Annotated in this window: 24 protein-coding genes and 1 riboswitch; of the genes, 21 read left to right on the forward strand and 3 right to left on the reverse strand. The window is 65.6% G+C overall.

Annotated features, from left to right (window positions below):
* Positions 1–2 precede the first annotated feature (2 nt).
* From LXM88_RS32010 to LXM88_RS32075, 14 genes are all read left to right on the forward strand, one after another.
* Complete coding sequence (locus tag LXM88_RS32010) at positions 3–3,197, forward strand: efflux RND transporter permease subunit (RefSeq protein WP_262543451.1); 3,195 nt, start codon at positions 3–5, stop codon at positions 3,195–3,197.
* 1 nt (position 3,198) lies between these two features.
* A complete protein-coding gene (locus LXM88_RS32015) occupies positions 3,199–4,668 on the forward strand; it encodes an efflux transporter outer membrane subunit (protein WP_262543452.1) in 1,470 nt (489 codons plus the stop codon).
* Positions 4,665–5,954, forward strand: coding sequence for a paraquat-inducible protein A (locus LXM88_RS32020; protein ID WP_262543453.1), 1,290 nt, complete (start codon positions 4,665–4,667; stop codon positions 5,952–5,954). The genes LXM88_RS32015 and LXM88_RS32020 overlap by 4 nt, the downstream gene beginning before the upstream one ends.
* Positions 5,929–7,545 carry a PqiB family protein gene (locus LXM88_RS32025; RefSeq protein ID WP_262543454.1) on the forward strand — a complete coding sequence of 539 codons (1,617 nt, stop codon included), beginning with the start codon at positions 5,929–5,931 and terminating at the stop codon, positions 7,543–7,545. Before LXM88_RS32020 ends, LXM88_RS32025 begins: the two co-directional genes overlap by 26 nt.
* On the forward strand, positions 7,545–8,132 hold the full coding sequence (locus LXM88_RS32030; protein WP_318654694.1) for a PqiC family protein: 588 nt from the start codon (positions 7,545–7,547) through the stop codon (positions 8,130–8,132). The genes LXM88_RS32025 and LXM88_RS32030 overlap by 1 nt, the downstream gene beginning before the upstream one ends.
* Before the next feature lie 205 nt (positions 8,133–8,337).
* Positions 8,338–9,621, forward strand: a complete 1,284-nt coding sequence (locus LXM88_RS32035; protein ID WP_262543456.1) for a DUF3300 domain-containing protein — start codon at positions 8,338–8,340, stop codon at positions 9,619–9,621.
* The gene (locus LXM88_RS32040; RefSeq protein WP_262543457.1) at positions 9,596–10,558 is read left to right on the forward strand and encodes a DUF2950 domain-containing protein; all 963 of its coding nucleotides are present in this window, start codon (positions 9,596–9,598) and stop codon (positions 10,556–10,558) included. Before LXM88_RS32035 ends, LXM88_RS32040 begins: the two co-directional genes overlap by 26 nt.
* Before the next feature lie 262 nt (positions 10,559–10,820).
* Positions 10,821–11,993, forward strand: coding sequence for a patatin-like phospholipase family protein (locus LXM88_RS32045; protein WP_262543458.1), 1,173 nt, complete (start codon positions 10,821–10,823; stop codon positions 11,991–11,993).
* The gene (locus tag LXM88_RS32050; protein WP_262543459.1) at positions 11,990–12,730 is read left to right on the forward strand and encodes an acetoacetate decarboxylase; all 741 of its coding nucleotides are present in this window, start codon (positions 11,990–11,992) and stop codon (positions 12,728–12,730) included. Before LXM88_RS32045 ends, LXM88_RS32050 begins: the two co-directional genes overlap by 4 nt.
* 87 nt (positions 12,731–12,817) lie before the next feature.
* Complete coding sequence (locus LXM88_RS32055; protein ID WP_262543460.1) at positions 12,818–13,144, forward strand: HdeA family protein; 327 nt, start codon at positions 12,818–12,820, stop codon at positions 13,142–13,144.
* 94 nt (positions 13,145–13,238) lie between these two features.
* Entirely contained in the window at positions 13,239–13,718 is a 480-nt protein-coding gene (locus tag LXM88_RS32060; RefSeq protein WP_262543461.1) for a glycine zipper family protein, read from the forward strand.
* Positions 13,719–13,798: 80 nt separating this feature from the next.
* A complete protein-coding gene (locus LXM88_RS32065; RefSeq protein WP_262543462.1) occupies positions 13,799–14,200 on the forward strand; it encodes a hypothetical protein in 402 nt (133 codons plus the stop codon).
* Between the two features lie 17 nt (positions 14,201–14,217).
* Positions 14,218–15,507, forward strand: coding sequence for a H(+)/Cl(-) exchange transporter ClcA (clcA, locus tag LXM88_RS32070; protein ID WP_262543463.1), 1,290 nt, complete (start codon positions 14,218–14,220; stop codon positions 15,505–15,507).
* A gap of 227 nt (positions 15,508–15,734) precedes the next feature.
* Positions 15,735–16,160 (forward strand): PqiC family protein, encoded by a 426-nt coding sequence (locus tag LXM88_RS32075; protein WP_318654721.1) that lies wholly within the window; start codon positions 15,735–15,737, stop codon positions 16,158–16,160.
* 323 nt (positions 16,161–16,483) lie between these two features.
* On the opposite strand, the gene LXM88_RS32080 is transcribed toward LXM88_RS32075, so the two are convergent.
* Positions 16,484–17,494, reverse strand: coding sequence for a sodium:calcium antiporter (locus LXM88_RS32080; protein ID WP_262543465.1), 1,011 nt, complete (start codon positions 17,492–17,494; stop codon positions 16,484–16,486).
* A gap of 71 nt (positions 17,495–17,565) precedes the next feature.
* A riboswitch (yybP-ykoY riboswitch) is annotated at positions 17,566–17,744 on the reverse strand.
* Between the two features lie 114 nt (positions 17,745–17,858).
* On the opposite strand from LXM88_RS32080, the gene LXM88_RS32085 reads away from it, so the two are divergent.
* The 4 genes from LXM88_RS32085 (at position 17,859) to LXM88_RS32100 (ending at position 20,678) form a co-directional block, all read left to right on the forward strand.
* Complete coding sequence (locus tag LXM88_RS32085; RefSeq protein ID WP_096475699.1) at positions 17,859–18,134, forward strand: metal/formaldehyde-sensitive transcriptional repressor; 276 nt, start codon at positions 17,859–17,861, stop codon at positions 18,132–18,134.
* A gap of 11 nt (positions 18,135–18,145) precedes the next feature.
* Positions 18,146–19,177, forward strand: coding sequence for a CDF family Co(II)/Ni(II) efflux transporter DmeF (gene dmeF / locus LXM88_RS32090; RefSeq protein WP_262543466.1), 1,032 nt, complete (start codon positions 18,146–18,148; stop codon positions 19,175–19,177).
* Positions 19,178–19,179: 2 nt separating this feature from the next.
* Positions 19,180–19,365 carry a DUF1289 domain-containing protein gene (locus LXM88_RS32095; protein ID WP_083214482.1) on the forward strand — a complete coding sequence of 62 codons (186 nt, stop codon included), beginning with the start codon at positions 19,180–19,182 and terminating at the stop codon, positions 19,363–19,365.
* A gap of 104 nt (positions 19,366–19,469) precedes the next feature.
* Entirely contained in the window at positions 19,470–20,678 is a 1,209-nt protein-coding gene (locus tag LXM88_RS32100) for an MFS transporter (RefSeq protein WP_262543467.1), read from the forward strand.
* Between the two features lie 22 nt (positions 20,679–20,700).
* On the opposite strand, the gene LXM88_RS32105 is transcribed toward LXM88_RS32100, so the two are convergent.
* A complete protein-coding gene (locus tag LXM88_RS32105) occupies positions 20,701–22,119 on the reverse strand; it encodes a heavy metal sensor histidine kinase (protein ID WP_262543469.1) in 1,419 nt (472 codons plus the stop codon).
* Positions 22,116–22,787, reverse strand: coding sequence for a heavy metal response regulator transcription factor (locus tag LXM88_RS32110; RefSeq protein WP_096475220.1), 672 nt, complete (start codon positions 22,785–22,787; stop codon positions 22,116–22,118). The genes LXM88_RS32105 and LXM88_RS32110 overlap by 4 nt, the downstream gene beginning before the upstream one ends.
* A gap of 267 nt (positions 22,788–23,054) precedes the next feature.
* On the opposite strand from LXM88_RS32110, the gene LXM88_RS32115 reads away from it, so the two are divergent.
* From LXM88_RS32115 to LXM88_RS32125, 3 genes are all read left to right on the forward strand, one after another.
* The gene (locus LXM88_RS32115; RefSeq protein ID WP_262543471.1) at positions 23,055–23,429 is read left to right on the forward strand and encodes a hypothetical protein; all 375 of its coding nucleotides are present in this window, start codon (positions 23,055–23,057) and stop codon (positions 23,427–23,429) included.
* A gap of 88 nt (positions 23,430–23,517) precedes the next feature.
* Positions 23,518–23,814 carry a hypothetical protein gene (locus LXM88_RS32120; protein ID WP_262543472.1) on the forward strand — a complete coding sequence of 99 codons (297 nt, stop codon included), beginning with the start codon at positions 23,518–23,520 and terminating at the stop codon, positions 23,812–23,814.
* Positions 23,811–25,295 (forward strand): TolC family protein, encoded by a 1,485-nt coding sequence (locus tag LXM88_RS32125; protein WP_262543473.1) that lies wholly within the window; start codon positions 23,811–23,813, stop codon positions 25,293–25,295. The genes LXM88_RS32120 and LXM88_RS32125 overlap by 4 nt, the downstream gene beginning before the upstream one ends.
* The last annotated feature ends 1 nt before the right edge of the window (position 25,296 follow it).

Consider the following 25,296-nt stretch of genomic DNA (forward strand, 5'->3'; position numbering starts at 1 on the left):
TCATGAACATCTCCCACTTCTGCATCGACCGGCCGATCTTCGCGTCCGTCATCTCGATCGTCATCACGCTGGGCGGCGCATTGACGATGCTCGCGCTGCCGGTGGCCCAGTACCCGGACGTCACGCCGCCGCAGATCACGATTGCGGCGTCCTATCCGGGTGCGAGCGCGGACGTCGTCGCGAACAACGTGGCCGCGCCGATCGAGCAGCAGGTCAACGGCGCGGACAACATGATCTACATGAATTCGTCCAGCTCGTCGACCGGCAACCTGACGATCAACGCGTACTTCGAGATCGGCACCAACCCCGAACTCGCGCAGGTGGACGTGCAGAACCGCGTGAACCTGGCGCTGCCGCAACTGCCGCAATCGGTTCAGGCGCAGGGCGTGCAGATCCAGAAGAAATCGTCGGCGTTCATGATGGTCATCGCGATCTATTCGCCGCAGGAACGCTACGACGCGACCTATATCGCGAACTACGCGAACATCTACGTGCTCGATGCGATCAAGCGCATCGGCGGGGCCAATCAGTCGGCCATCTTCGGCACCCCCGACTATGCGATGCGCATCTGGCTGAAGCCGGACCGGATGGCGCAACTGGGCGTCACGGCAGCCGACGTCCAGCGCGCGGTCGCCAACCAGAACCAGCAGTTCGCGGTCGGGCGGCTCGGTCAGGCGCCGACCGGCGGCGCGGTCGAGCAGTCGTTCGCGGTGACGACCCCGGGCCGCCTCGCCGAGCCGGCCGACTTCGACAACATCATCATCCGTGCGGCGAGCCAGGGCACGGCGATCGTCCGCCTCAAGGATGTGGGGCGGGCCGAGCTGGGGCAGAAGGACTATTCGATCCGCAGCCGCTTCCAGGGCAAGCCGGCCACGATCATCGCGGTCTATCAGCAGCCGGGCGCCAACGCGCTCGATGTGTCGAAGCAGGTGCGCGCGACGCTCGCGGACATGAAGAAGTCGTTTCCCGAAGGGCTCGACTACCAGATCGCGATGGACACGACGGAATTCACGCGCGCGTCGATCACCGACGTCGTGCACACCTTCTTCGAGGCGCTCATCCTGGTCGTGATCGTCGTGTTCGTGTTCCTGCAAAGCCTGCGCGCCACCGTCATCCCGGTGCTGGCGGTGCCGGTGTCGATTCTCGGCACCGCGATGGGCATGGCGCTGCTCGGCTTCTCGATCAACATGCTGACGCTGTTCGGGATGGTGCTCGCGATCGGCATCGTGGTCGACGACGCGATCGTCGTGATCGAGAACGTCGAGCGCAACATGACGGTGCACAAGCTCGACCCGAAGGCGGCCGCCAAGCGCGCGATGGACGAGGTGGCCGGGCCGGTGGTGGCGATCGTGCTGGTGCTGTGCGCGGTGTTCGTGCCGGTCGCGTTTCTCGGCGGCATCACGGGGCAGCTCTACAAGCAGTTCGCGATCACGATCGCGATTTCGGTGGTGATCTCGGGTGTCGTCGCGCTGACGTTGTCGCCGGCCCTGGCCGCGCTGCTGCTCACGAGCACGCACCACGAGAAGAAGGGCTTCTTCCGATGGTTCGAAAACGTGTTCGCGCGGCTGACGGCCGGCTACACGCGCGCGGTCAGGTTCGTCATCAAGCGCTTCGTGCTCGCGCTCGTCCTGTTCGGCGGCATGATCGTGCTGACGGTGTTGATGTTCAGGGCGATCCCGGGCGCGTTTCTGCCGCCGGAAGATCAAGGCTACCTGCTCGGCGCGATCGTCATGCCGGACGCGGCAAGCCTCGACCGCACGGGCGACGTGTCGCAGCGGGTCGCCGACTACTTCATGAAGCAGGCGGCGGTGGGCAGCGTGACGACGGTCGACGGCTACAGCCTGCTCGACAGCCAGAACAAGAACAACGCCGGCACGTTCTTCATCGGCCTGAAGGGCTTCGACGAGCGCTACAAGTTCGCGAACATCAGGACGCAGAACGCCCGCGCCGTGCTGGTCGATGCGTATGTGAACCTGTCCAGGATCAGGGAGGGAATCGTCATTCCCGTCAATCCGCCGTCGATTCCGGGGCTCGGTACGACCGGCGGCACCGAGGTATGGGTGCAGAGCAAGGGCGACGCGTCGATTGCGCAGTTGGCGGGCGTCGTGCAGGAATTCGTGAACAAGGCGAAAGCGCGGCCGGAGCTGTCGGGTGTGACGTCGACCTTCAACGCATCGTCGCAACAGCTGCTGGTCGATGTGGATCGCGACAAGTCCGAGACGCTCGGCGTGCCGATCCAGGACGTGTACAGCGCAATGCAGACGATGTTCGGCTCGCTCTACGTGTCGCAATTCAACCGGGCGAGCCGGCTCTGGCAGGTCATCCTGCAGGCGGAGCCGTCCTACCGCCTCAAGCCGCAGGACCTGGACCAGATCTACGTGCGCAGCACGAACGGCAACATGGTGCCGCTCAAGTCCGTGGTGACCTACAAGTACGTGACGGGCCCCGACCTGATCACGCGGTTCAACAATTTCCCCGCGGTCAAGATCACGGCCAATGCGGCCCCCGGCTACAGCTCCGGCCAGGTCATCGCCGTGCTGGAAGAGCTGGCGGCACAGTTGCCGCCCGGTTACGACGTCGCGTGGAGCGGCGAGGCCTACGAGGCGCGCAAGGCGGGCGGAACGTCCGGCCTCGTGTTCGGCTTCGGCCTCGTGATGGTGTTCCTGATCCTCGCCGCGCAATACGAGAAGTGGTCGCTGCCGTTCGGCGTGCTGATGGCGGTGCCGTTCGCGATGTTCGGCGCGCTGGTCGCGATCCTGCTGCGCGGGCTCAATAACGATGTCTACTTCCAGATCGGGCTGACGATGCTGGTGGCGCTGGCCGCCAAGAACGCGATCCTGATCTTCGAGTTCGCGGTGATCAACCGCGAGGCGGGTGCATCGCCCTACGACGCGGCGCTCACCGCTTCGGAAGAGCGCTTGCGGCCGATCGTCATGACCTCGCTGGCGTTCATCCTCGGCGTCGTGCCGCTGGCGATCGCGCTCGGCGCGTCGGCGAACAGCCGCCATTCGATCGGCACGGGCGTCATCGGCGGGATGCTCGGGGCCACGGCGATCGCCGTGTTCTTCATCCCGATGTTCTATTACCTGCTCGAGGCGATGTCGTCGCGCTCGCGCGGCAAGGCCCTGCCGCCTTCGTCGGAGGCCGGGCCCGGGTCGCCGCACACCGCGCCATCCGCACCCTGCAAGGACGACTGACATGCGACGCGCCGCGCTCTGGCGCCTCTGCGCGCCGGTCTTGCTGATGGGCCTGGGCGGATGCCTGCTCGGCCCGGACTACGTGCGGCCCAAGGTCGACGCGCCGGCGTCGTTCCGGTTCGCGTCCGGCGAGGCGGCGGACGTCGCCAACAGCGCGTGGTGGGAGCAGTTCCAGGACCCGACATTGAACGCATTGATCGCGACCGCGCTGGCGGAAAACCGCGACGTCAAGGTTGCGTCGGCGCGCGTCGACGAATTCCTCGGTCAGTTCGTCAGCACGCGCTCGGCATTGTTTCCGCAAGTCGCCGCCGGGTTCGACGCCACGCGCCAGCGCTCGTCGCGAAGCGGCGCGATTCCGCTGCCGCCGACGGTTCCGTCGGTGTCGAACCAGTTTCAGGCGACCCTGTCCGCCACGTGGGACCTCGACCTGTTCGGCAAGGTCAGGCGCGAAACCGAAGCCGCGCGTGCCAACCTGCGCGCGAGCGAGGAGGCGCGCCGCGCGACGATCCTGGCGCTGGTGGCGTCGGTCGCGTCGTCGTACATCACGCTGCGCAGCCTCGACCGCCAGCTGGAGATCGCGAAAGCGACGACAGCGAGTCGCGCGGACTCCGTCAAGGTGTTCACCGCGCGTTTCAACGGGGGCGAAGTGTCGCAGATGGAGCTGGCGCAGAGCCAGTCCGAATACGAGACGACGCTTGCGACCATCCCGCAGCTCGAAACGCAGATCGCACTACAGGAGGACGCGCTGTCCGTGCTGCTCGGCCGCAATCCCGGCCCGATCGTACGCGGCCGCGCGCTCGCCGAGCTGGAGACGCCCGCGGTTCCCGCGGGGCTGCCGGCGGATCTGCTCGAACGCCGGCCCGACCTGCAGCAGGCGGAGCAGAACCTGATCGCGCAGAACGCGCTGATCGGCGCGGCCCGCGCGCTGTACTTCCCGTCGATTTCGCTGACCGGGCTGTTCGGTTCGGTCAGCGCGCAGTTCTCGAATCTCTTTACCGGGCCCGCGCGCGTCTGGTCGTTTGCCGGATCGGCGACGCTGCCGATCTTCACCGGCGGCAACATTTCCGGGCAGGTCCGCCAGGCAGAGGCGCGTCAGCAGGAAGCGCTCTACGCGTACCAGAAGGCGATCGAGGTCGCGTTCCAGCAGGTCGAGGACGCACTGATCGGATCGCAGAAGTCGCGCGAGCAACTCGCCACGCAGGCGCGCCAGATCGACGCGTTGCGCACGTACGAGCGGCTCGCGCGGTTGCGCTACGAGGGCGGTTATACGAGCTATATCGAGGTGCTCGACGCGGAGCGCACGCTGTTCAATGCGGAGCTGTCGTACACGCAGACGCGCAGCGCGACGCTCACGTCGCTCGTCAATCTCTACATGGCGATGGGCGGGGGCTGGGTCGTCACGGCCGAGCGGATGACCGCACCGCCGCGCGCCGCCGCCGATCGGCCCGTGGCCGACGAGGGGCCGAGATGAACCGCGCCGGCCTGATCGTCTGCCACGAATGCGACCTGCTGCAGCGAAACGTGCCGGTGGCGCCTGGCGGCGCGCTGCGTTGCCGGCGCTGCCATGCGGAGCTTTACCGGAACCGCGAGGACAGCCTGTCGCGCGCGCTGGCGTTTGCCACGGCCGCGGGCGTGCTGTTCGTCATTTCCAACCTGTACCCGATCGTCGGCCTGTCGGTCGGCGGGACGGTGGTCGAGACGACGCTGGCCGGCTCCGTGCGCGTGCTGTATGCGGACGGGATCTGGCCGCTCGCGGGCCTCGTGTTCGCGACCACGATGCTGATGCCGTTCGTGCAGATCGCCGGCATGCTCTGGCTGCTGGTGCCGCTGCGGATGAACCGCGTGCCGGCGTGCGCGGCGCTCGTGTTTCGGCTCTGCCACCTCGCGGCGCCGTGGGGGATGACGGAAGTGCTGATCCTCGGCTTGCTGGTGGCGCTGGTCAAGCTGGCCCACATCGCGAGCGTCGTGACGGGCGTCGCGCTCTATTCGTTCGGCGGGCTGATGCTCGTGCTTGCCGCCGCCGGCGCGGCGTTCGATGCGCATGAATTGTGGTCGCGTATCGACGCGGCGCAGGGCCATGGCGACGGGCGCGGCAGCGGCATGCCGATGCCGCGCGGTGCCGTCACGGCCGCCGATTGCGGCCTCGCGCTGTGTCACGACTGCGGGCAACTCGCACGCGCGCCGGCCGACGCGCACGGTCTGGCCTGTCCGCGTTGCGGCGCGGCGCTGCACCTGCGCAAACCCGCGAGCGTGTCGCGCACGTGGGCGCTGCTGATTGCCGCGATCGTCCTCTACATCCCCGCGAACGTGCTGCCGGTGATGTACACGAGTTCGCTGTTCGGTGCGCAGAAGGACACCATCCTGAGCGGCGTCGTCTATCTGTGGGTCTCCGGATCGTGGCCGCTCGCGGTCGTGGTGTTCGTCGCGAGCATCGCGGTGCCGCTGCTCAAGATTCTCGCGCTCGCGTATCTGGCGTTCTCGGTCCAGCGGCATTCGCGATGGCTGCAGGAACAGCGTACGCGCATCTATCGGATGGTCGAATTCGTCGGGCGCTGGTCGATGCTCGACATCTACGTGATCACGATGCTCGTCGCGCTCGTGCAGTTCCAGGCGCTGGCGACGATCAAGGCCGGTCCTGCGGCGATCGCGTTCGGGGCGGTGGTGGTGCTGACGATGTTCGCGGCGACGACGTTCGACCCCCGCCTGATCTGGGACACTGGAGAGCAGCATCATGGGTGGCCCCGAGCAGAAGCCTGACATGCCGGACATACCGGACGCCGTCGCCACGACGCGCTCGCGCTGGCGCATGCAACTCGTGTGGCTCGTGCCGATCGTCGCCGTGCTGATCGGCGGATGGCTGGCGGTGAAGGCCGTCATCGAACAAGGCCCGACGATCACGATCACCTTCAGGACCGGAGAAGGTCTCGAAGCCGGGAAGACCAAGATCAAGTTCAAGAACGTCGATATCGGCGTCGTCAGGACGGTGGTGCTGTCCACCGATCACAAGCGCGTGGTGGCGACCGCCGATATCTCCAAGGACGCGACGACGCTGCTGGTCGACAACACGCGCTTCTGGGTCGTGCGCCCGCGCATTGCCGGCGGCACGGTGTCGGGCCTCGGCACGCTGCTGTCCGGTTCGTTCATCGGCGCCGACGTCGGCGATGCGAAGGGCGCGCGCCGCACGTTCACCGGCCTGGAGACGCCGCCGGTGTTCACGAGTGACGAGCCGGGCCGGACGTTCGTGCTGAAAGGCATGGACATGGGGTCGATCGACGTCGGCACGCCGGTCTATTTCCGGCGGCTCCAGGTCGGGCAGATCGTTTCGTATTCGCTCGACTCGGACGGCAAGGGCGTGACGGTGCACGCGTTCGTCAATGCGCCGTACGACCGGTTCGTGAACACGGATTCGCGGTTCTGGCACGCGAGCGGCATCGACGTCGCGCTCAGCCCCGACGGCTTGCGGGTCGAGACGCAGTCGCTGGTGTCGATCATGATCGGCGGCATTGCGTTCGAGACACCAGGCGAGCCGCTCGAGCAGGCGGCGGCGCCGACCGACATGACGTTCACGCTGTACCACGACCGCGCGGAGGCGATGAAGCGCCACGACGCCATCGTCTCGAAGTTTCTGGTGAACTTCACCGACTCGGTGCGCGGCCTGGTGGTCGGGGCGCCCGTCGATTTCCGCGGCGTGACGGTCGGCGAAGTGACGGGAATCTATACGCGCTTCGATCGCGAAACCCGCAAGTTCAGCATTCCTGTCGAATTCAATCTTTATCCGGAGCGTTTCACGTCGCGCTACCGGACAGGCGCCAAAGGCGGGCGCCTGTCCCAGCATCCCGAGCAACTGGCGAACCTGCTCGTGGAGCGCGGGCTGCGCGCGCAGTTGAGGACCGGCAACCTGCTGACCGGGCAACTCTACGTCGCACTCGATTTCTTTCCGGAAGCAGCGAAGGCTTCGATCGACTGGGCCGCCAACCCGCCTGAACTGCCGGCGATTCCGGGATCGCTGCAATCGCTGCAGGATTCGGTGACACACCTGATGGCGAAACTCAACGGCATGCCGCTCGACAAGATCGGCAACAACGCGCAACAGACGCTGGCGAGCGCCAACCTGCTGCTCAAGCAGCTCGACACCGTGGTGCCGCAGGCGCGCGATACGCTGGCATCGGCGCACTCCGCGCTCGATTCCGCGAACAGTGCGCTGCAGCCGGGCTCGGAGCTGCAGCAGAACACCGGCGATGCGATGCGGGAGATCGCCCGCACGGCTGCGGCGTTCAGGACGCTGGCTGACTACCTCGAGCGGCATCCGGAAGCATTGGTGCGAGGCAAGACGGAGGGTCGGCCATGATGCGCATCCATTCGCTCATCGCCGTCGCGCTGATGGCCGGACTGCTCGGCGGCTGTGGCAGTTCGCCGATGGCCCGCTTCTATACGTTGAGTCCCGACGCGACGCTCACCGGCGACGGCGCCGCTGCGCCGGTTCATGTCGTGGTGAGCCCCGTGACCGTGCCTGAAGTCGTCGACCGGCCGCAGATCGTCACGCGCGCGGCCGGTAGCCGCGTGGACATCGATGAATTCGCACGCTGGGCCGAGCCGCTGAAGACGGATATCGCGCGCGTGATCGCGGCCGATCTCGGCATGCTGCTCGGTTCGGCCCAGGTGAACGTGTTCGATAGCGGCGTGGGTGCCACGCCGGCCTGGCGGGTGCGCGTGGACGTGATGCGCTTCGATTCAATGCCGGGTGATTCGGTCACGATCGACGCGCAGTGGGCGATCCGCGCGCCGGGAAAGCCCGATGTGGTGATGGGCCGCTCCGTCGCGCACGAGCCGGTGCAGGGGCAGGGTTACGACGCGCTGGTCACGGCACATGATCGGGCGCTCGGTTCGGTGAGTCGGGATATTGCTTCATTTATCCGAGGGAATGCTCGCAAGTAATGCCAAATCCGAAACTCGTTGGAATTCGCGAGCTGGAAAGCCGAAAATCGATCACGGGTGCTCGTTAAGGGGCTGGCGGGGCCCGGTGGCCGAATCACCGCCGCGGCGCGGAACACGTTTGACGCCGGCCCGAACGCACGAAATCTGAGCCTGGTCGCATATTGAGGCAGCAAGGTAGCGAACTTGACTCCCGAGGAGTCCGATCATGCAGCTGTTTACAGGGGCACGGTGCCTGCTGGTGCTATGCGCAGCACTGGCTGGTACAAGTACGGCAATTTTTCTTCCCTTTGCGACGCCTTCAACTGCTTTTGCGCAAGCCCCCGCGAAAATGTCGAACCAGCAACTCGATTCGCTGACTGCGCCCATTGCCCTCTATCCCGATGCGCTGCTTGCGCAGGTATTGATGGCCGCGACCTTTCCACAGGAGGTCCAGGCCGCCGCAGCGTGGTCCAGGGCGAATGCCCGAATGCAGGGCGACAATGCCGTCAGGGCCGTCGCGTCGCAACCGTGGGATCCGAGCGTACAGTCGCTCGTCGCGTTTCCTCAGGTGTTGGCGACGATGGACTCGAAGCCTGAGTGGGTTGAGCAGCTCGGTAACGCGTTTCTCGCCAATTCTGGCGATGTGATGGACTCCGTTCAACGACTTCGCAAGCAGGCCCAGCAAGCGGGACACCTGAAGTCGACTGACCAGCAAAGGGTCGTTGTGGAACAGAGCACGATCCAGATCGCTCCGGCGAACCCGCAGGTCGTGTACGTGCCCGCCTACAACCCGACTGTTGTGTATGGCGTCTGGCCTTATCCCGCCTGGCCGCCGGTATACATTCCGCCGCCCCCCGGATATGCCATTGCAGGAGCCTTTGCCACCGGCCTGGCATTCGGGGCGGGCATTGCAGTCGCGAACTCGCTGTGGGGCGGTTTCAACTGGAACAGCCATACCGTCAATGTCAACGTAAACAACTTCAACAACATTAACGTCAATCACCGGCTCAACGTCAACGGCAGCACGACAGCATGGAACCGGAACGCGATGAACGTCAGCAACGCTACGCGAAACATGCAGCTCGATCAGTACCGCGGCCGCGAGGCGTCACGCGAGCAGGCCATGCAGACACTGCAGGCGAGGACGGGCGAGAGCTTCGGCGGCAGCGCAACCCAGAGGCTACAAGGCATCCAGCACGGCGGCAGTGCAGATCGAAGCAACTGGGCAAGCAGTGCGCGAAACATCAATCGTGACAATGCGCTGCGGGATGCAGGCGACGGTAATGCTGCCCGGCAGCAGATGCAACGCGGCCTGGCTAGTCGGAATACATTGGCAAGCAACGCGAACATGGCCAGAAGCGCCCGAGGTGAACGAGTCGAGCCCGGCAGGCTTGGCCGTGGAAGCTTCGAGCAAGGCAGATCCGGCGGTGGAGCCTTCGGTTCTGAACGATTCGGAGGGGGCCGCGCTGCCGGCGGACTGGGTGGTGGCGGCTTCGAACGGCGGCGTTGATATCCTGATGGAGCTTCCCATGGTTCGCTTTCCTGCATACAGTCCGAAGAATGTGCGCGCCCTGGCACTTACGCTAACCGTTTGCGCCATGCTGGCGGGCGCCGGAAGCGCTCAAGGCCAGGCATCCTATGCTACTCCGGACGCCGCCGCCAACGCGTTGGTCGACGCGCTTGCCACCAACGATCCAGTCGCCACGAGTCATGTTCTGGGGAAAAACTATTCGAGTTTTATCCCGACCGAGAACATCGGTCAGGAAGATATCTACGCGTTTCTCGCGGCGTGGTCACAAGGTCACAACATCGTTTATGACGAGCCCTCGGCCCACGGGAAAAGGAGCGCGCATCTGGCTGTCGGAACAAGCGGCTGGACACTTCCGGTTCCCCTCGTGCATGGCGTGGATGGCTGGCACTTCAATCCTCGCGCCGCGATGGATGAAATGCTGACACGGCGCATCGGGCGCAACGAGCGTGCCGCCATGATGACGTCTCTCGCATGGCTTGATGCGCAGAACGAATATCGCAACCTGGTCATGCACTATGCGATGCGCTTCATTAGTACTCCAGGTAAACGAGACGGTCTGTATTGGTCCGTCGAACCGGGCGAGGCACAGAGCCCACTGGGCCCTCTTGCCAATATCATGCCGCCGGGCCCGGATCTCGCAAGAAACGGCTACTACGGCTACCACTACCGGGTCCTGACCGCACAAGGGCCGCACGCTGTGGGGGGCACGAAGGAATACGTCCGGAATGGTCTCCTGACCAACGGATGTGCTCTCGTTGCGTGGCCCGTCGAATACGGCAAGACTGGTGTGATGAGCTTCATCATCAATCAGGACGGGCAACTCTATGAGAAGGACCTTGGTCCACGGACAACGCGGATCGCCGTGGCATTGCGCGCATTTGACCCTGACAGGTCATGGCGGCCTGTCGCACCTTGAACTCGTCGACCGGCCGCAGATCGTTGCGCGCATCGCCGGCAATCAGGCGTCGCTCGATGCGTTCGCGCGCCATCAACAGCGGCAGGCACCACATATGCGAGGGTCTGCTTACATTCGATGAAATGTGCTTGCATCTTGCCTTTTGCGCGAGATGCGGGATGAGACCAAAGTCCGATTGTGCGTGCAATTCTATCGACCTACTTTGGGTTTACCGCCCGTCTATGCGGGTAATGCGCTCAGCTGTCGATTGTCGAGAAGGATTATGGTCCGCGCCCACAAAGCGGAGCCTCCGGGCACGGCAACACCGTGGCGGAGGTTCAGTAATACCGTCCTCGTCCTGCAAGGCGGCGGGGCGCTCGGCGCCTATCAGGCCGGCGTATTCGAAGGCCTCTTCGAAGCAGGTATCGCTCCCAACTGGATTTCAGGGGTGTCGATTGGCGCCATCAACGCGGCACTGATCGCCGGAAATCCCCCAGAGCGCCGAGTCGAACGGCTCCGCGAATTCTGGGAACGCGCGTCGGCATGGTCAGCGTTCACACCGCCGCCGTTGCTGGACACCATGCGGCCGATGTTCAATTTTTATAGCGCGGCCACAGCAGTCGCGTTCGGCATCCCGGGCTTTTTCTCGCCGCGCACGCTGCCGCCGTTCATGGCACCGGGCGGAACCCTCGCCGCGTTGAGCTTCTACGACACCGAGCCGCTAAGGGCGACGCTCGAGGCATTAGCCGACTTCGATCTGATCAATCGCAAGGACGTGCGCCTGTCGCTGGGTACGGTCAATGTCTGCACCGGGCAGTCAGTTTACTTCGACAATACGAAGACCCGGATTTGCCCGGAGCACGTGATGGCCAGCAGCGCGCTGCCGCCTGGCTTCCCTCCCGTGAATGTCGACGGCGAATGGTATTGGGACGGTGGCATCTTGTCGAATACGCCTTTGTGGTATGTGGTCGACGAGGCTTATCGGGAAAGCGCACTCGTACTCCAGATCGATGTATTCAGCAGCACGGGCGCACTACCGCAAAACCTGCAGCAGGTACAGGAACGTATGAAGGACCTGCAGTATGCGAGCAAGACGCGCTTCAGCGCGGCCCGCATCAACGAGCAAGAGGAACTGCGCACTTCATTGCGCCACGTTCTCGATATGCTGACGCCAGACAAGCTGTCCGATCCCGACGTGCAGCGGCTCTCGGCGATCAGCTCGCGCGGGGAGGTCGTACTGGCGCGCTTCACCAATCGCCGCGACACGCAGTCATTCGATTTCAAGGATTACGAATTCTCGCGCGCAACGGTAACCGAGTTGTGGGAAGGTGGTCTCGGCGACGTGCGTCAAGCAATCGCAACGCAAGCGTGGCACAACGCCGTGGAGTTGGCTAAAGGCATTCACGTATGTGATCTCACGCCGCCAGACCCAACTCAAGAGGAGCAAAAGCGATGACTGAATCCGAAGTCAGGGAACGCGCTTTCGCGATGCCGATCACAAGCCCCGCGTTTCCTCCGGGCCCGTATCGTTTTGTCGATCGCGAGTTCTTGATTGTTACGTATCGGACCGATCCCGACTTGCTGGCCGAGGTCATTCCCGCGCCGTTGGAAATGACCGAGCCAGTCGTCAAGTTCGAATTCATCCGGATGCCGAATTCAACGGGCTTCGGTGACTACACGGAAAGCGGACAGGTAATCCCTGTACGGTTCCGGGATGAACTGGGCAGCTACGTGCACGCGATGTTTCTCGACGACATGGCGCCGATCGCCGGGGGACGCGAAATCTGGGGATTTCCGAAGAAACTCGCGTCGCCGGTGCTGCGCGTCGAGAAGGACACGATTGGCGGTGTGCTCAGATACGGCCCCGTTCCGATCGCGGTTGCGACGATGGGCTACAAGCATCGTGCGCTGCCGCTCGACAAGACGCAGGAATCGCTATCGGCGCCAAATTACCTGCTGAAGATCATTCCGCATGTGGACGGCACGGCACGGATCTGCGAACTGGTGCGCTACTTTTGCGAAGACATAACGGTGAAAGGCGCCTGGGAAGGGCCTGCCGCGCTCGAGCTCTTCCATCATGCGCTCGCACCAGTCGCAGCGCTGCCGGTGCTCGAAGTGATCTCGGGAGTGCACATCCTGGCCGACCTGACGCTTGGCCTCGGCACGGTTGTCCACGACTATGCGGTGAAGTAAGAACCGTCGACGTTGAATTCATATTTTGAGTGTGAGGGCATGCCCCGCCAGTGGTGCGGTAGCCAAATTCCTGAAATGGAGCGCGAGATGAAGCAAACTGCGATTGTCGCCCTTGTCCTGGGCCTCGGCCTCATGCAATCCGTCAGGGCTCAGGCCGCCCCGCCGATCAGTCCCGCACAGATGACCTGTGAAGAATTCGTCGCCGTCGACGACGTCTACCGCCCCACACTCGTCTACTGGGTCGCCGGCGTCGACAAGCTCGGCATCCGCGAGACAGACACCATGGTGGTCGACACGGCGACGGCGGTCGGCGTCATCGTCGACGAGTGCAAGAAGACGCCGAAGATGGCGTTCAAGACCAAGGTCCGCGAGCTCTACAAGAGCGGCCGGATTAGCCTCTTCGACCATCATTGACGGCGGCGTCTCGAGGCGAAGGAATTGGCACACCAGGGCAAGCCCCGCACCGCGCTCGCATCGAAGCCCGACAACTTTCACGGGAACCTGAGCCATGCAACGAATCGCCTGCCTTTCAGTCGGCCTCACGCTCGTCTCGCTGGCTTGTGCGGCAGCGGCCCAGCAGCCGATCAGCTATCCGGCGAAAGGGCAGAGTCCGGCGCAGCAGCAAACCGACACCGCCGAATGCCGCTCGTGGGCGCAGCAGACCACCGGCGTCGATCCGGTCGCGCTGGCCGAGCAGATGTCGAGCGCCCCGTCGCAGCCGGAGCGGCGCGGTGGCCTCTTTCGCGGGGCCGGGGGCGGCGCGCTATTCGGCACACTGATCGGCGGCGCGGCCGGCGGCCACTGGGGCGAGGGTGCGGGTATCGGCGCGCTTGTCGGCTCGATGGGCATGGGCATGCGAATGCGACGCGAGCAGCAGCAAATGGAAATGCAGCAAACGGGCGCGCATCAGCAGGCCTCGGGCCAGCTTGCGACCTACAATCGAGCCGTCGCGGCGTGCATGACCGGCCGCGGCTACACCGTCGAGTAGACAGGGCGCCGGCCTCGCCCGCGTACCCGCCACGGCGCACGCGCTCGCGGGACGGTCCTCGACAAACAGGAGGTAACGCCATGCCGAAGCCTTTGCGGGCCACCGCCCTCGCGTTCCTCGTCGGCCTGGCGCCGTCGGTGGGGCACGGGGCGGACTTCGACGGCAGCAAGCCGCTCCTGTGCGCAACGATCGACGCGCACTTCTGCGACATCGGCGAGGTGTGCTTCCGGACGCTGCCCGGGATACTGGGCGCACCGGACTTCGTCCACATCAACTTCGCGAAGAAGACGATCGTTGGGTCGTCCCAGCGCTCGACCGCGATCCGGTACATGGAAGCCGGCAAAGGCCAGTTGCTCATGCAAGGCACGGAACTCGGCTACGGATGGAGCATCGCGCTCGACACGAAGTCGGGCGGTATGTCCGCGACCCTCGTCAACCGCGACGACGTGTTCGTGTTGTTCGGGACCTGCACGCCGTCGTAAATCGACGTGCGCCAATCATGAAGCCCACCACGGCCGAAGAGAACCACGGCGGGCTAATCGCAACGGGCCTTCTGTCACTCATGGTGGGCGCGGTAGCAGGGTTGGTAGGGGTGCTGTTTCGTCGCTCGCTTGAAGAGGCAGACAGATTCCGCACCTTACTTCTCGCGTGGGCACACGCGGAAAATGTTATTGGCTTTTGCATTGTGGTCGTTGCGATAGCGGCCTCGACAGCCTTAGCGGTTTGGCTCGTCGGTCGGTTCGCACCGCAGGCAAGCGGCAGCGGAATTCCTCACGTCGAAGCCGTCCTGCACGGAGAGGAACACGCCGCCCAGTTTGTCCTTATTCCGGTGAAGTTCGTCGGCGGTGTGCTGGCGATCGGTTGCGGTCTAGCCCTTGGCCGTGAGGGGCCAACCGTTCAGATGGGCGCCTCGATCGCTCAGAGTATCGGGACGCTTTTTCGCCGGAACGCAGACGATTGCCGCGTGTTATTGGCCGCTGGCGCCGGGGCTGGATTGGCTGCCGCATTCAACTCACCCATCGCCGGTGTGGTGTTTGTACTGGAAGAATTGGTTCGAAGGTTCGAGACGCGTACGGCAATCTCGGCACTCGGCGCCTCCGCAGGAGCGATTGCGGTGGCACGCCTGATCCATGGCGATTTGCCGGACTTCCAGTTGATGGCGCAGCCTTTCCCCGGCTTCGGGACAGTGCCCGCGCACCTTGCACTCGGGGTAGTCGTCGGTATGATTGGGGTCGCCTACAGCCACGCAATACTGGGCGCTCTTACCGTCGCCGACCGATTGTCGCGTTGGCCCACCGAAGCGCGAGCAGTGCTGGTGGGCGCCGGCGTAGGCGTACTGGCCTGGTTCGCACCAGACCTGGTGGGTGGCGGTGACGCCATTACGCAACGTGCGCTCGAAGGAACAGGCTCGCTGACCGCCATCGCGCTCATTTTTCTAGTCCGTTTCGCGCTGGGCGCTGTGTCATACGCGGCCGGCGCCCCGGGCGGGCTGTTTGCGCCGATGCTTGCTGTCGGCGCGCAAGCCGGCCTCGCTTTCGGAAAAATCTGCGTTCACTGGTTCCCCGGTGTGGCCGCAGATCCCACTGCATTCGCGGTTGTCGCCATGGCTGCCTTTTTTACGGCCGTTGTGCGTGCGCCAATAACGGGCATCATCCTCGCTACAGAGATGACAGGAAATTTCACGCTGCTCCTGCCGATGCTGACATCGTGCTTCGCCGCAATGATTGTTCCCACCATGCTGCACTGTCCGCCGATCTACGATGCGCTGCGCAATCGCGCGCCGCAATAGAAAGGTGACCCTGCGCATTGACACGGTGGTGCCTGACGACGGTATTGCTGCCGCATGGCCAGCTTTGGGATGTGTCGCGGTGAGCGCGAGCGACACTGAGGTCGGACGGAATTCGCGGAGGCCAACGGGTTAAGCAGCGATCTGTTTCAGATCGAAGCGCTGCGTGAACGCGACAGGCGATTGGTGGTTCAGACGCGCCCGTCTGCGTCGTGGTCAACCCGGTGACGGTGCCGGAACTTGTCGACCGCCCGCAGATCGTCACGCGCGTCGCCGGCAACCAGGTATCGCTCGACGAGTTCGCCCGATGGGCCGAACCGCTGAAGACGGACATCGCCCGGGTCATTGCCGCCGATATCGGCCAACTGCTGGGTTCGGCTCGCGTGAATGTGTTTGATTCGGGACCGAACATGGCGCCTGCATGGCGCGTCCGTGTGGACGTCATGCGTTTCGAGTCGGCGCCGGGCGATTCGGTCACGATCGAAGCGCTGTGGGCAGTACGGCCACCGGGAAAGGCGGTGGCGATCGCGGGACGCTCGGTCGCGCGCGAAGTCGTGCACGGGCAGGGATACGACGCGCTCATCGCGGCGCACGATCGCGCGCTTGCCGCGGTAAGCCGCGATATCGCCACGGCCATCCGGGCGAGCTCGCCTTAGCCTGGCGATTCGAAGCGAATCACGCGTACCGCTCGAGCGCCATCGCCTGCTGTCGCGGTACTCGCTCTTGCCGTCGAGGATTTCCTTCAGCGCGGCGCGCAGCGCGACGGGATCGTGCTCGCCGGGCGTGAGGCGAATCACGTAATGTGGATTGCCGTCGAGACGCGCGGCGGTGTGCGGATCGAGTTCGACATCGATCGTGTCGCCCGTCATCGACCTGAGCCGGTATGCGAATCTGCGCGCCTGGTACGAGCGGGTACGGATGCGCCCGGCTGTGCATACGTGCTGCAGGCCGACGCGCACCCGAACGCATCCAGACGCGTTCAGCGCGCCAGCGTCAGGAACAGATACCCCGCATAACCCGCACCGTTCGCGAGCAACGCCCAGATCGCAAGCCCGCGCGTGCGCGCATTGATGCGCAGCCAGGCCGCTGCCGCGAGCGTGACGATCACGCCGGTCAGCACTTCAGGGCGCGGCTCCCACGGCGTCAGCATGATGCCGATCGCCGGCAGCAGCGTGCCCTGGAACACCATCGCGCCGGTGATGTTGCCGAACGCGAGCGTGTCCTTCTTGCGGCGGATCCACAGCACGCTGTTGACCTTCTCCGGCAATTCCGTGGCAATCGGCACGATGATCAGCGACAGCAGCAGCGCCGATACGCCGAGCACGTGCGACACGCCTTCCACGCCGTGAATGAAGCCCTTCGCACCGCCGACCAGCAGCGCGACGCCGAGCAGCAACTGCAGCGCGATGGTCGCCAGGTTGGTCGGCAGGCCCGTGCGCGCCAGGAACATCGTATGCGGCGCCTCGGTGCCGTGCCCGGCATCGACAAGCTGGCTCGACGCGCGGAACGTCATCACGACGTACATCACGTAGATGCCGACCAGCATCGCGGCGAGCAGCGCGCGCACGGCCCAGTTGTGATGCGGGACGAACATCGCCGCGGTGGCCAGCGAAAACGCGGCGAGGAAGTAGTTCATGTCGCGTACGAAACCCGTGCGCTCGGGCGCGATCGTGCCGCGCAGCCCGCGCGAGCGGATCACGGCGAGCGTCATCAGGAAGGTGGTGAGCGTCGCAAGCATCAGCGGCGCGCCGAGAATCGCGCCGACGCCGATTTCCTCGTTGACGGCCTGGTTCGCCGTGCCGCCGGCCAGCGCGAGCAGCGGCACCATCGTTTCGGGCAGCGCGGTGCCGACGGCCGCGAACAGCGACCCCGTCACGCCTTCGGAAATCTTCAGACGTTCGCCGAGATGTTCGAGCGCATTGGTGAAGACCTCGGCGGCCACCAGGATCACGACCAGCATGAACGCCAGTTCGAGGAACATGAAAGTCATGCGGCGCCTCCGCAGGCAGGTGCGTAGCGGGCGACGGGGTGCGGGGAAAAGGCTGGGAGGAACATGGGGACTCCGTGGTCGGACGCTGACGAACCATGGCGCATCCGCCGACGTCCGACCAGGAACGACGCGATGCGCCCATGGTCTCGCCAAACCGACTCGGTCGAACGCGCCACGGCCGAAGGCCGAGTGTGTTGACGCGTTCGCTTTCCGGAGGACGGAAAGCAGGCTACTCCCCAAAGACAGCGAAAGTCTAGCCGGGCGGATTTCTTTCGACAAGCCTTCATCTCGAAAAATATACCCCTCTACCCTATAGGGGAAACGTTTCGGATATATACTCCCCTACCCTATGTAGGAGTCGTCGATGAGCCATACCGTTCGTGAAAAACAGAAGCTGCTGAACCGCGTGCGCCGTATCAAGGGCCAGGTCGAAGCGATCGAGCGCGCGCTCGAAGAGGAGCGCGGCTGCAACGACGTGCTGCAGCAGATCACGAGCTGCCGAGGCGCGATGAACGGCTTGCTGGCCGTCGTGCTGGAAGACCACATCCGGTCGCACCTCGTCGATGCGGACACGCCCGACGCGCATGAGGGCAGCGCGACCGAGCAGTTGATCGAGGTCGTCCACAGCTATTTCAAGTAAGCGGAATGAAAATGAACGGATTCAACGGTATGGCGGCCGGCGGCAGGCACAGCCACGCATTTCTGGGCGCCGCACACGAGCAGAACGAACGCAAGACGTGGATGGTCATCGGCCTGTGCACGGCGATGATGGTGACCGAAATCGTCGGCGGCACGCTGTTCGGGTCGCTGGCGCTCGTCGCCGACGGGCTGCACATGTCGACACATGCGGGCGCGATGCTGATCGCGGCGCTGGCCTACACCTACGCGCGCAAGCATGCCGACGATCAGCGCTTCGTGTTCGGCACGGGCAAGCTCGGCGACCTCGCCGGGTTCACGAGTGCGATCGTGCTGGCGATGATTGCGCTGCTGATCGGCTATGAGGCGGTCGCGCGTCTCCTGTCTCCCGTGCCCATTCACTTCAGCGAAGCGATTCCGATCGCGGTACTGGGGCTCGCGGTGAACCTGGCCAGCGTGTGGCTGCTGAGCGGCGACCACCATCACGGGCACGGTCACGGTCATCATCATGGGCATGACCATGACCATGACCATGACCACGACCACGACCACGATCATGACCACGACGACGCGCATCACGCGCATCACGGTCATGGTTCGCACGCGGCGGCCCACCGCGACCACAACATCCGGTCCGCCTACATTCACGTGATCGCCGACGCGGCCGTGTCGGTGCTGGCCATCGTCGGCCTGCTGCTCGCGCGTGCGTTCGGATGGGTCTGGATGGATCCGCTCGCGGGCATCGTCGGCGCGCTGGTGATCGCGAACTGGGCCTACGGACTGATGCGCGATACGGGCGGCATCCTGCTCGACGTCAACGTCGATCGCAAGCTGGCGGACAACGTTCGGCGCGCGATCGAGACGCTCGGCGACAAGGTCAACGATCTGCACGTCTGGCGCGTCGGCCCCGGGCACATGAGTGCGATCGTGTCGGTCGAAACCGGCGACGCGGCGCGCGATGCGCGTTTCTACCATGCACTGATCGCGCGCTTCGACGGCGTGTCGCACGTGACCGTCGAAGTGATGACGCCCGCGAAGGCGGCCTGATCGTGGCCGTGAAATCGCCGTGCATCGAGCTGTGCGCGTTCGACGGTCGAACGGGCTTTTGCGTCGGCTGCCTGCGCACGCGCGACGAGGCGCGCGACTGGAAGAAGCTGACCGACCATCGCCGGCATCAGATACTGAACGACCGCTCGCGCCGGCAGGCGAAGATCCGGCGCGAGCCGGCGGAATAGGGCGGCGCGCGACGCACACGCGACAGCCCGTGCGTGCCGCGTGTCACGGGCGTGCAGTAGTATCGGTGGCGTCCATGTCAGGATTCCCGAAGCGGGAGCGACCCATGCAGACCGAACCGTCGACCGGCATTCTTCGTCAGATTCCGCGCAGCGTCTGGGTGCTGGGCTGCGTCAGCCTGTTGATGGACGTGTCGTCGGAAATCATCCACAGCCTGTTGCCGATGTTCCTGATGGCGGGACTCGGCGCGAGCGCAACCGCGATCGGCGTCATCGAGGGGATCGCCGAGGCGACGGCGCCGGTCGTCAAGGTGTTCTCCGGCACGTTGAGCGACTATCTGCGCAATCGCAAGTGGCTGGCAGTCGCCGGCTACGGGCTCGGCGCGCTCAGCAAGCCGCTGTTCGCCATCGCGCCGACGATCGGCGTCGTGGTGACGGCGCGGATCGTCGACCGGATCGGCAAGGGAATCCGGGGCGCGCCGCGCGATGCGCTCGTGGCCGACGTCACGCCGGTCCACCTGCGCGGCGCCGCGTACGGGCTGCGGCAATCGCTGGACACGGTGGGGGCGTTTCTCGGGCCGCTGCTGGCCGTCGCCATCATGCTGACGTGGCGCGACGACTTCCGCCTCGCGTTCTGGCTGGCCGTGATCCCGGGCATGCTGGCCGTGGCGCTGCTCGCGTTCGGTATCGAAGAGCCGGCGCGCGCGCCGGGCGACAAGCGCGTCAACCCGATCCGCCGCGACGTCGTGAAGCAACTCGGCGCCCGCTACTGGTGGGTCGTCGCCGTCGGCGCCGTATTCGCGCTGGCCCGTTTCAGCGAGGCGTTCCTGGTGCTGCGCGCGATGGGCAGCGGCGTACCCGTCGCGCTCGTGCCGCTCGTGATGGTGGCGATGAATGTCGTGTATGCGTTGTCGGCCTACCCGTTCGGCAAGCTCGCCGACACGACGAGCCACACGAAGCTGATGGTGGCCGGACTCGTGATGCTGATCGCTGCGGACCTCGTGCTCGCGCACGGCACCCACTGGGGCACCGTCCTCGTCGGCGTGGCGCTGTGGGGGCTCCATATGGGGATGACGCAGGGGTTGCTGGCGACGATGGTCGCGCATGCCGCGCCGTCCGAATTGAGAGGAACGGCGTTCGGCGTGTTCAATCTGCTCAGCGGCGTCGTGACGCTCGCATCGAGCGTCGTCGCCGGCATCCTGTGGGACCGGGTGGGCGCTGCGGCCACGTTCTACGCGGGGGCGGTGTTCAGCGCGGCGACCATCGTGCTGCTCGTCTGCCTGCGCGGATCGTTCGGTGCCGCGCAAGCCCGGTGATCGCAAGCCGGCGGCGCACGGTCTAGCTGTCGGTGCCGCGCGGAAAGTAAAGCGCGAACGTCGTGCGTCCGTCGCGGCTCACGACCTCGACCTTGCCGCGATGCAGCTCCATGATCGACTTGACGATCGCGAGCCCGAGCCCCGCGTTCCGCGCCGCACCGTGCCGCGACGAATCGATGCGGTAGAAGCGCTCGAAGATCCGGTCGACCTGTTCGGGCGGAATCGCCACGCCGCGATTCGTGACCTCGACGATCGCGTAACCGGCTTGCGCGGACACGGCCAGCTCGATCGTCGATGCGGTTTCCGCGTGTTCGAGCGCGTTCGACGCGAGGTTGCTGACCGCGCGCCGGAACAGCGTCGCGTCCGCGACGACCGGCGCGTCGCCATGCACGTCGATGCGCACGCCGGCCTCGTCGGCCAGCGCCTGGAAATACGACGCGAGCCGGCGCAGTTCGCTGCCCGCGTCGAGTTCGGCGGTTTTCAGGTGCTGCCGCGCATTGTCGGTGCGCGCGAGAAACAGCATGTTCTCGATCATCCGCTGCAGCCGTTCGCATTCCTCGATATTCGAATCGATCAGCGCTTCGTATTCCTCAGTCGTGCGTGCGCGCGACAGCGTGATCTGCGACGAGCTGATCACGTTGGCGAGCGGCGTGCGCATGTCGTGCGCGAGATCGGACGAGAACTGCGACAGCCGCACGAACGCGCGTTCGAGGCGGTCGAGCATCCGGTTGACCGAGGTCGCGAGTTCGCGCAGCTCGACGGGGCCGCCGCGCGCGTCGAGACGCGCATTCAGGTTGTGCGCCTCGATGCGCGACGTCTGCCGGCCGAGGCTCTCGACCGGGCGCAGGCCGCGCGACGCGACCGCATGGCCGAGCGCGCCGACCAGCAGCGCGCCGACGGCCGCCGCGAGCCAGATGTCGACGCGATAGCTTTCGAGCAGCGACTGGCGATCGGTCGCCGTGCGCGCGAGCGCGACCTGGATCGTCTCGCCGGAGCGCAGCGTGTCGCGCGCATACACGCAGCGTGACGTGCCGATGCCGGGCGGCGAGCAGGTGAACGGGCCGCCGGGCCCACCGGGCCCGCCGGCCGGATGCGGCGCCGCGACCACCGAGGCCAGCGTGTTGCCGGCTTCGTCGGTGTGCTCGACGAGCGGGCGGTTCTGCCCGTCGTAGATGCCGAGATAGACGCCCGGATGCGACAGCAGCACTTCGTGGAACACGGCCGGATCGGCGCGCAGCGCGGCCGTCGAGCCGCTCGCGCGTGCAAGCTGCAGGAACTGGTTGAGCTTGCCGGAGATCTCGATGTCGTCGCGCCGCTTCAATTCGGCCGACAGCGAGCGATAGAGGTACGCGCCGGTCAGCGCGAACACGAGCGCGGCGACGACGGCGAACGCGAGCGTCAGGCGCCGCAGCAGCGAATACGCAGCCGGGCCGGCGGTCACGAACGATCCTCGAGCACGTACCCCATGCCGCGGATCGTGTGGATCAGCTTCTTGTCGTACGCATTGTCGATCTTTGCGCGCAGCCGCTTGATCGCCGCATCGACGACGTTCGTGTCGCTGTCGAAATTCATGTCCCAGATCTGCGATGTGATGAAGGTGCGTGTCAGCACTTCGCCCTCGCGTTCCGCGAGCAACTGCAGCAGCGCGAATTCCTGTGCGGTCAGGTCGATGCGGTTGTCGGCGCGCCGCACGCGGCGCTTGATCAGGTCGACTTCGAGATCGGCCACGTTCAGGATGTCGCGCACGTTGCGCGGCGCGCGCCGCAGCAGCGAGCGGATGCGCGCGAGGAATTCGGCATACGCGAACGGCTTGAGCAGGTAGTCGTCGGCGCCCAGTTCGAGCCCGGCGACCTTGTCCTCGATCGCCTCGCGGGCCGTGAGCAGCAGCACGGGCGTCTGCTTCTGCGCGCGCAGCCGCCGCAGCACCTCGAAGCCGTCCATCTCCGGCAGCATCACGTCGAGCACGACGAGATCGAAATCCTCGTGCAGCGCGAGGAACAGCCCGTCCTTGCCGTTCTCTGCAATGTCGACCGTGTAGCTCGCCTCCATCAGCCCCTTCCGGAGGTACGACGCCATCTTGGGTTCGTCTTCGACTATCAGTATCCGCATGGTGAGGCAGGCTGTCCGTGATTCCAGCCGGTCAGTGTAACGCCTGAGCTTAAGGCGCCGTGCGTGCGCGAAAGATGACCGCCGGATGACGGAATTTTCATGAAGCGTGCGTGCGCCGCTCCACCCGCGTTTCATGAAAATCCCGTCATGTTTCGACCATGTCGTCGTCACGGCGGCGACGATAAGCTGCAGCCGTCTTGTCTCCGGTGCGCGCCGTCGCGGCGCTGCGCCGGCCCATCCGGTCGTTGCTTGCCTGATTCCGTTTCCATGTCGTACTGGCGCAAATTCATCCTCGTCGTGCTGCTGGCGCTGAGCGTGCCGATCCAGTCGTTCGCGACCGTTTCGATGCAGTGCGCGGCCGCTGCGGTGCCGCATGGGGAAGCGGCGTCGCACGCGATGCCGATCGCGCACGGCGCGCAGGGTAGCCACGCCGATCACGACAGCCACGACAGCTCCGCACCGCATGCGTCGTCGTGCGCCGCCTGTGTGTCCTGCTGCTTCGGCACGGGCATGTCGGGCGTGCCCGCGGTGCAGGCTGCGTCGGACGCCAGCATCGCGATCGCGTCGTACCCGCCTTCGGCCGTCGTCGTGTCGTTCCTGACCGGCGGCGTCGAGCGGCCGCCTCGCCGGATTCCCGTCTAGTCCCTGCCCGCGGCCGGCCGGCCGCGACCCGCAATCCACGCTGGCGGCCGTACGCGGTCCGCCGGACGACTCACGACGAGATTTATTCATGCGATTGATCACTGCGGCGCTGTTGAGCGCGGCGGCCTTCGTGCCGTCGCTCGCGCCTGCGCAAACTCCGTTTCCCGATCCGGCGGACGCCGCCGCGACGGTGCCGGACGTCACCGTGACGTCCGCATTCGACGGCTACCGGCCGTATCGGGACGACGAAGGCCCGGGCTGGAAGCAGTTGAACCGGGACGTGATGGAACGGCCCGCAAAGGGGCGCACGACCGGCGCCGCGAAGCCCGGCATCCCGGCGGGCAACGGCGGCGCCCATTCGATGCACGGAGGGGCCGCGCGATGAAGAACCTGGCGATATCGCCGCGGATCGGCGCGGCTGCGGTCGTGCTGGCGTTCCTCGCGGGCTGCACGACGTTTTCGAAGGACGGCGGCTTCGACGCCGTGTCGTCCACCGCATCGGAGCGGATCGGGAAAGACGCCGTCGTCGTCCGTACCGATGCCGACCGCGAAGCCGTCGACAAGCGGACCCGCGAACTGCTCGCGAAACCGCTGTCGATGGACGACGCAGTGCAGGTCGCGCTGCTGAACAACCGTGGCCTGCAGGCGTCGTACGCGGAACTCGGGTTGTCGGAGGCCGACCTCGTGCAGGCCGGCCGGCTGCCGAACCCGCGCTTCTCGTTCAGCCGCACCCGCGCCGGCGACGGCGAACTGACGCTCGGCCGCACGTTCTCGGCGAACGTGTTCGCGCTGCTGACGATGCCGCTCGCGACCAACATCGAACGCCGCCGTTTCGAGCAGACCAAGCTCGAAACGGCCGACGCGATGCTGAAGGTGGCCGCCGACGCGCGCCGTGCGTATGTCGAGGCCGTCGCGGCCGAGCAGGCCGCGAACTATGCGCAGCAGGTGCGCGAATCGGCGAGCGCGGCGGCCGAACTCGCGCAGCGCATGCGGCAGGCCGGCAACTTCAGCCGGCTCGATTACGCGCGCGAACAGGCGTTCCATGCCGACGCGGTCGCGCAGCACGCGAAGGCGCGCCAGCAGGCCGTGGCCGCGCGCGAGAAGCTCACGCGCGCGATGGGGCTATGGGGCGAACGCACGCAGTACGCGCTGCCCGACCGTTTGCCCGACCTGCCGAAAGCGCGCCCGGATCTGCCCGATCTCGAACGCTTCGCGATGAGCAACCGCCTCGACATCCAGGCCGCGAAGCTGCAGACGCAAGGCGTCGCGTCGTCGCTCGGGCTCAGCAAGGCCACGCGCTTCGTCAATGCGGTCGATCTCGGCTACGTGAACAACTACGAGACCGGCAAGGGTCACGAGCACGGCTACGAGATCAGCGTCGAGATTCCGCTGTTCGACTGGGGCGGCGCGAAGGTTGCGCGAGCCGAGGCCGTCTACATGCAGTCGGCGAACCGGCTCGCGAAGACGGCCATCGATGCACGCTCCGACGTGCGCGAATCGTACGCGGCGTACGTGACGAGCTACGACGTCGCGAAACACTATCGCGACGAGGTCGTGCCGCTGCGCAAGACGATCTCGGACGAACTGCTGCTGCGCTACAACGGGATGCTCGCGAGCGTGTTCGAACTGCTGACCGATGCGCGCGAACAGGTCGGCGCGGTGAACGGCTACATCGATTCGCTGAAGGATTACTGGCTCGCCGAAACCGATCTGCAGATGGCCGTCGGCGGCCGGCTGCCGACCGCGGGCCCCGTGCCGCGCGCGGCGGCTTCCGCCGAACCCGAACCCAAAGCCGACGCTGCGCCGCAGCCGGCTTCCTCACCCGCGGCGCAACCGGCGCCCGCAACGCATCCTGAAGGTCATTGAC

The organism is Burkholderia sp. S-53, from assembly GCF_025560745.1.
Lineage (GTDB): Bacteria > Pseudomonadota > Gammaproteobacteria > Burkholderiales > Burkholderiaceae > Burkholderia > Burkholderia pyrrocinia.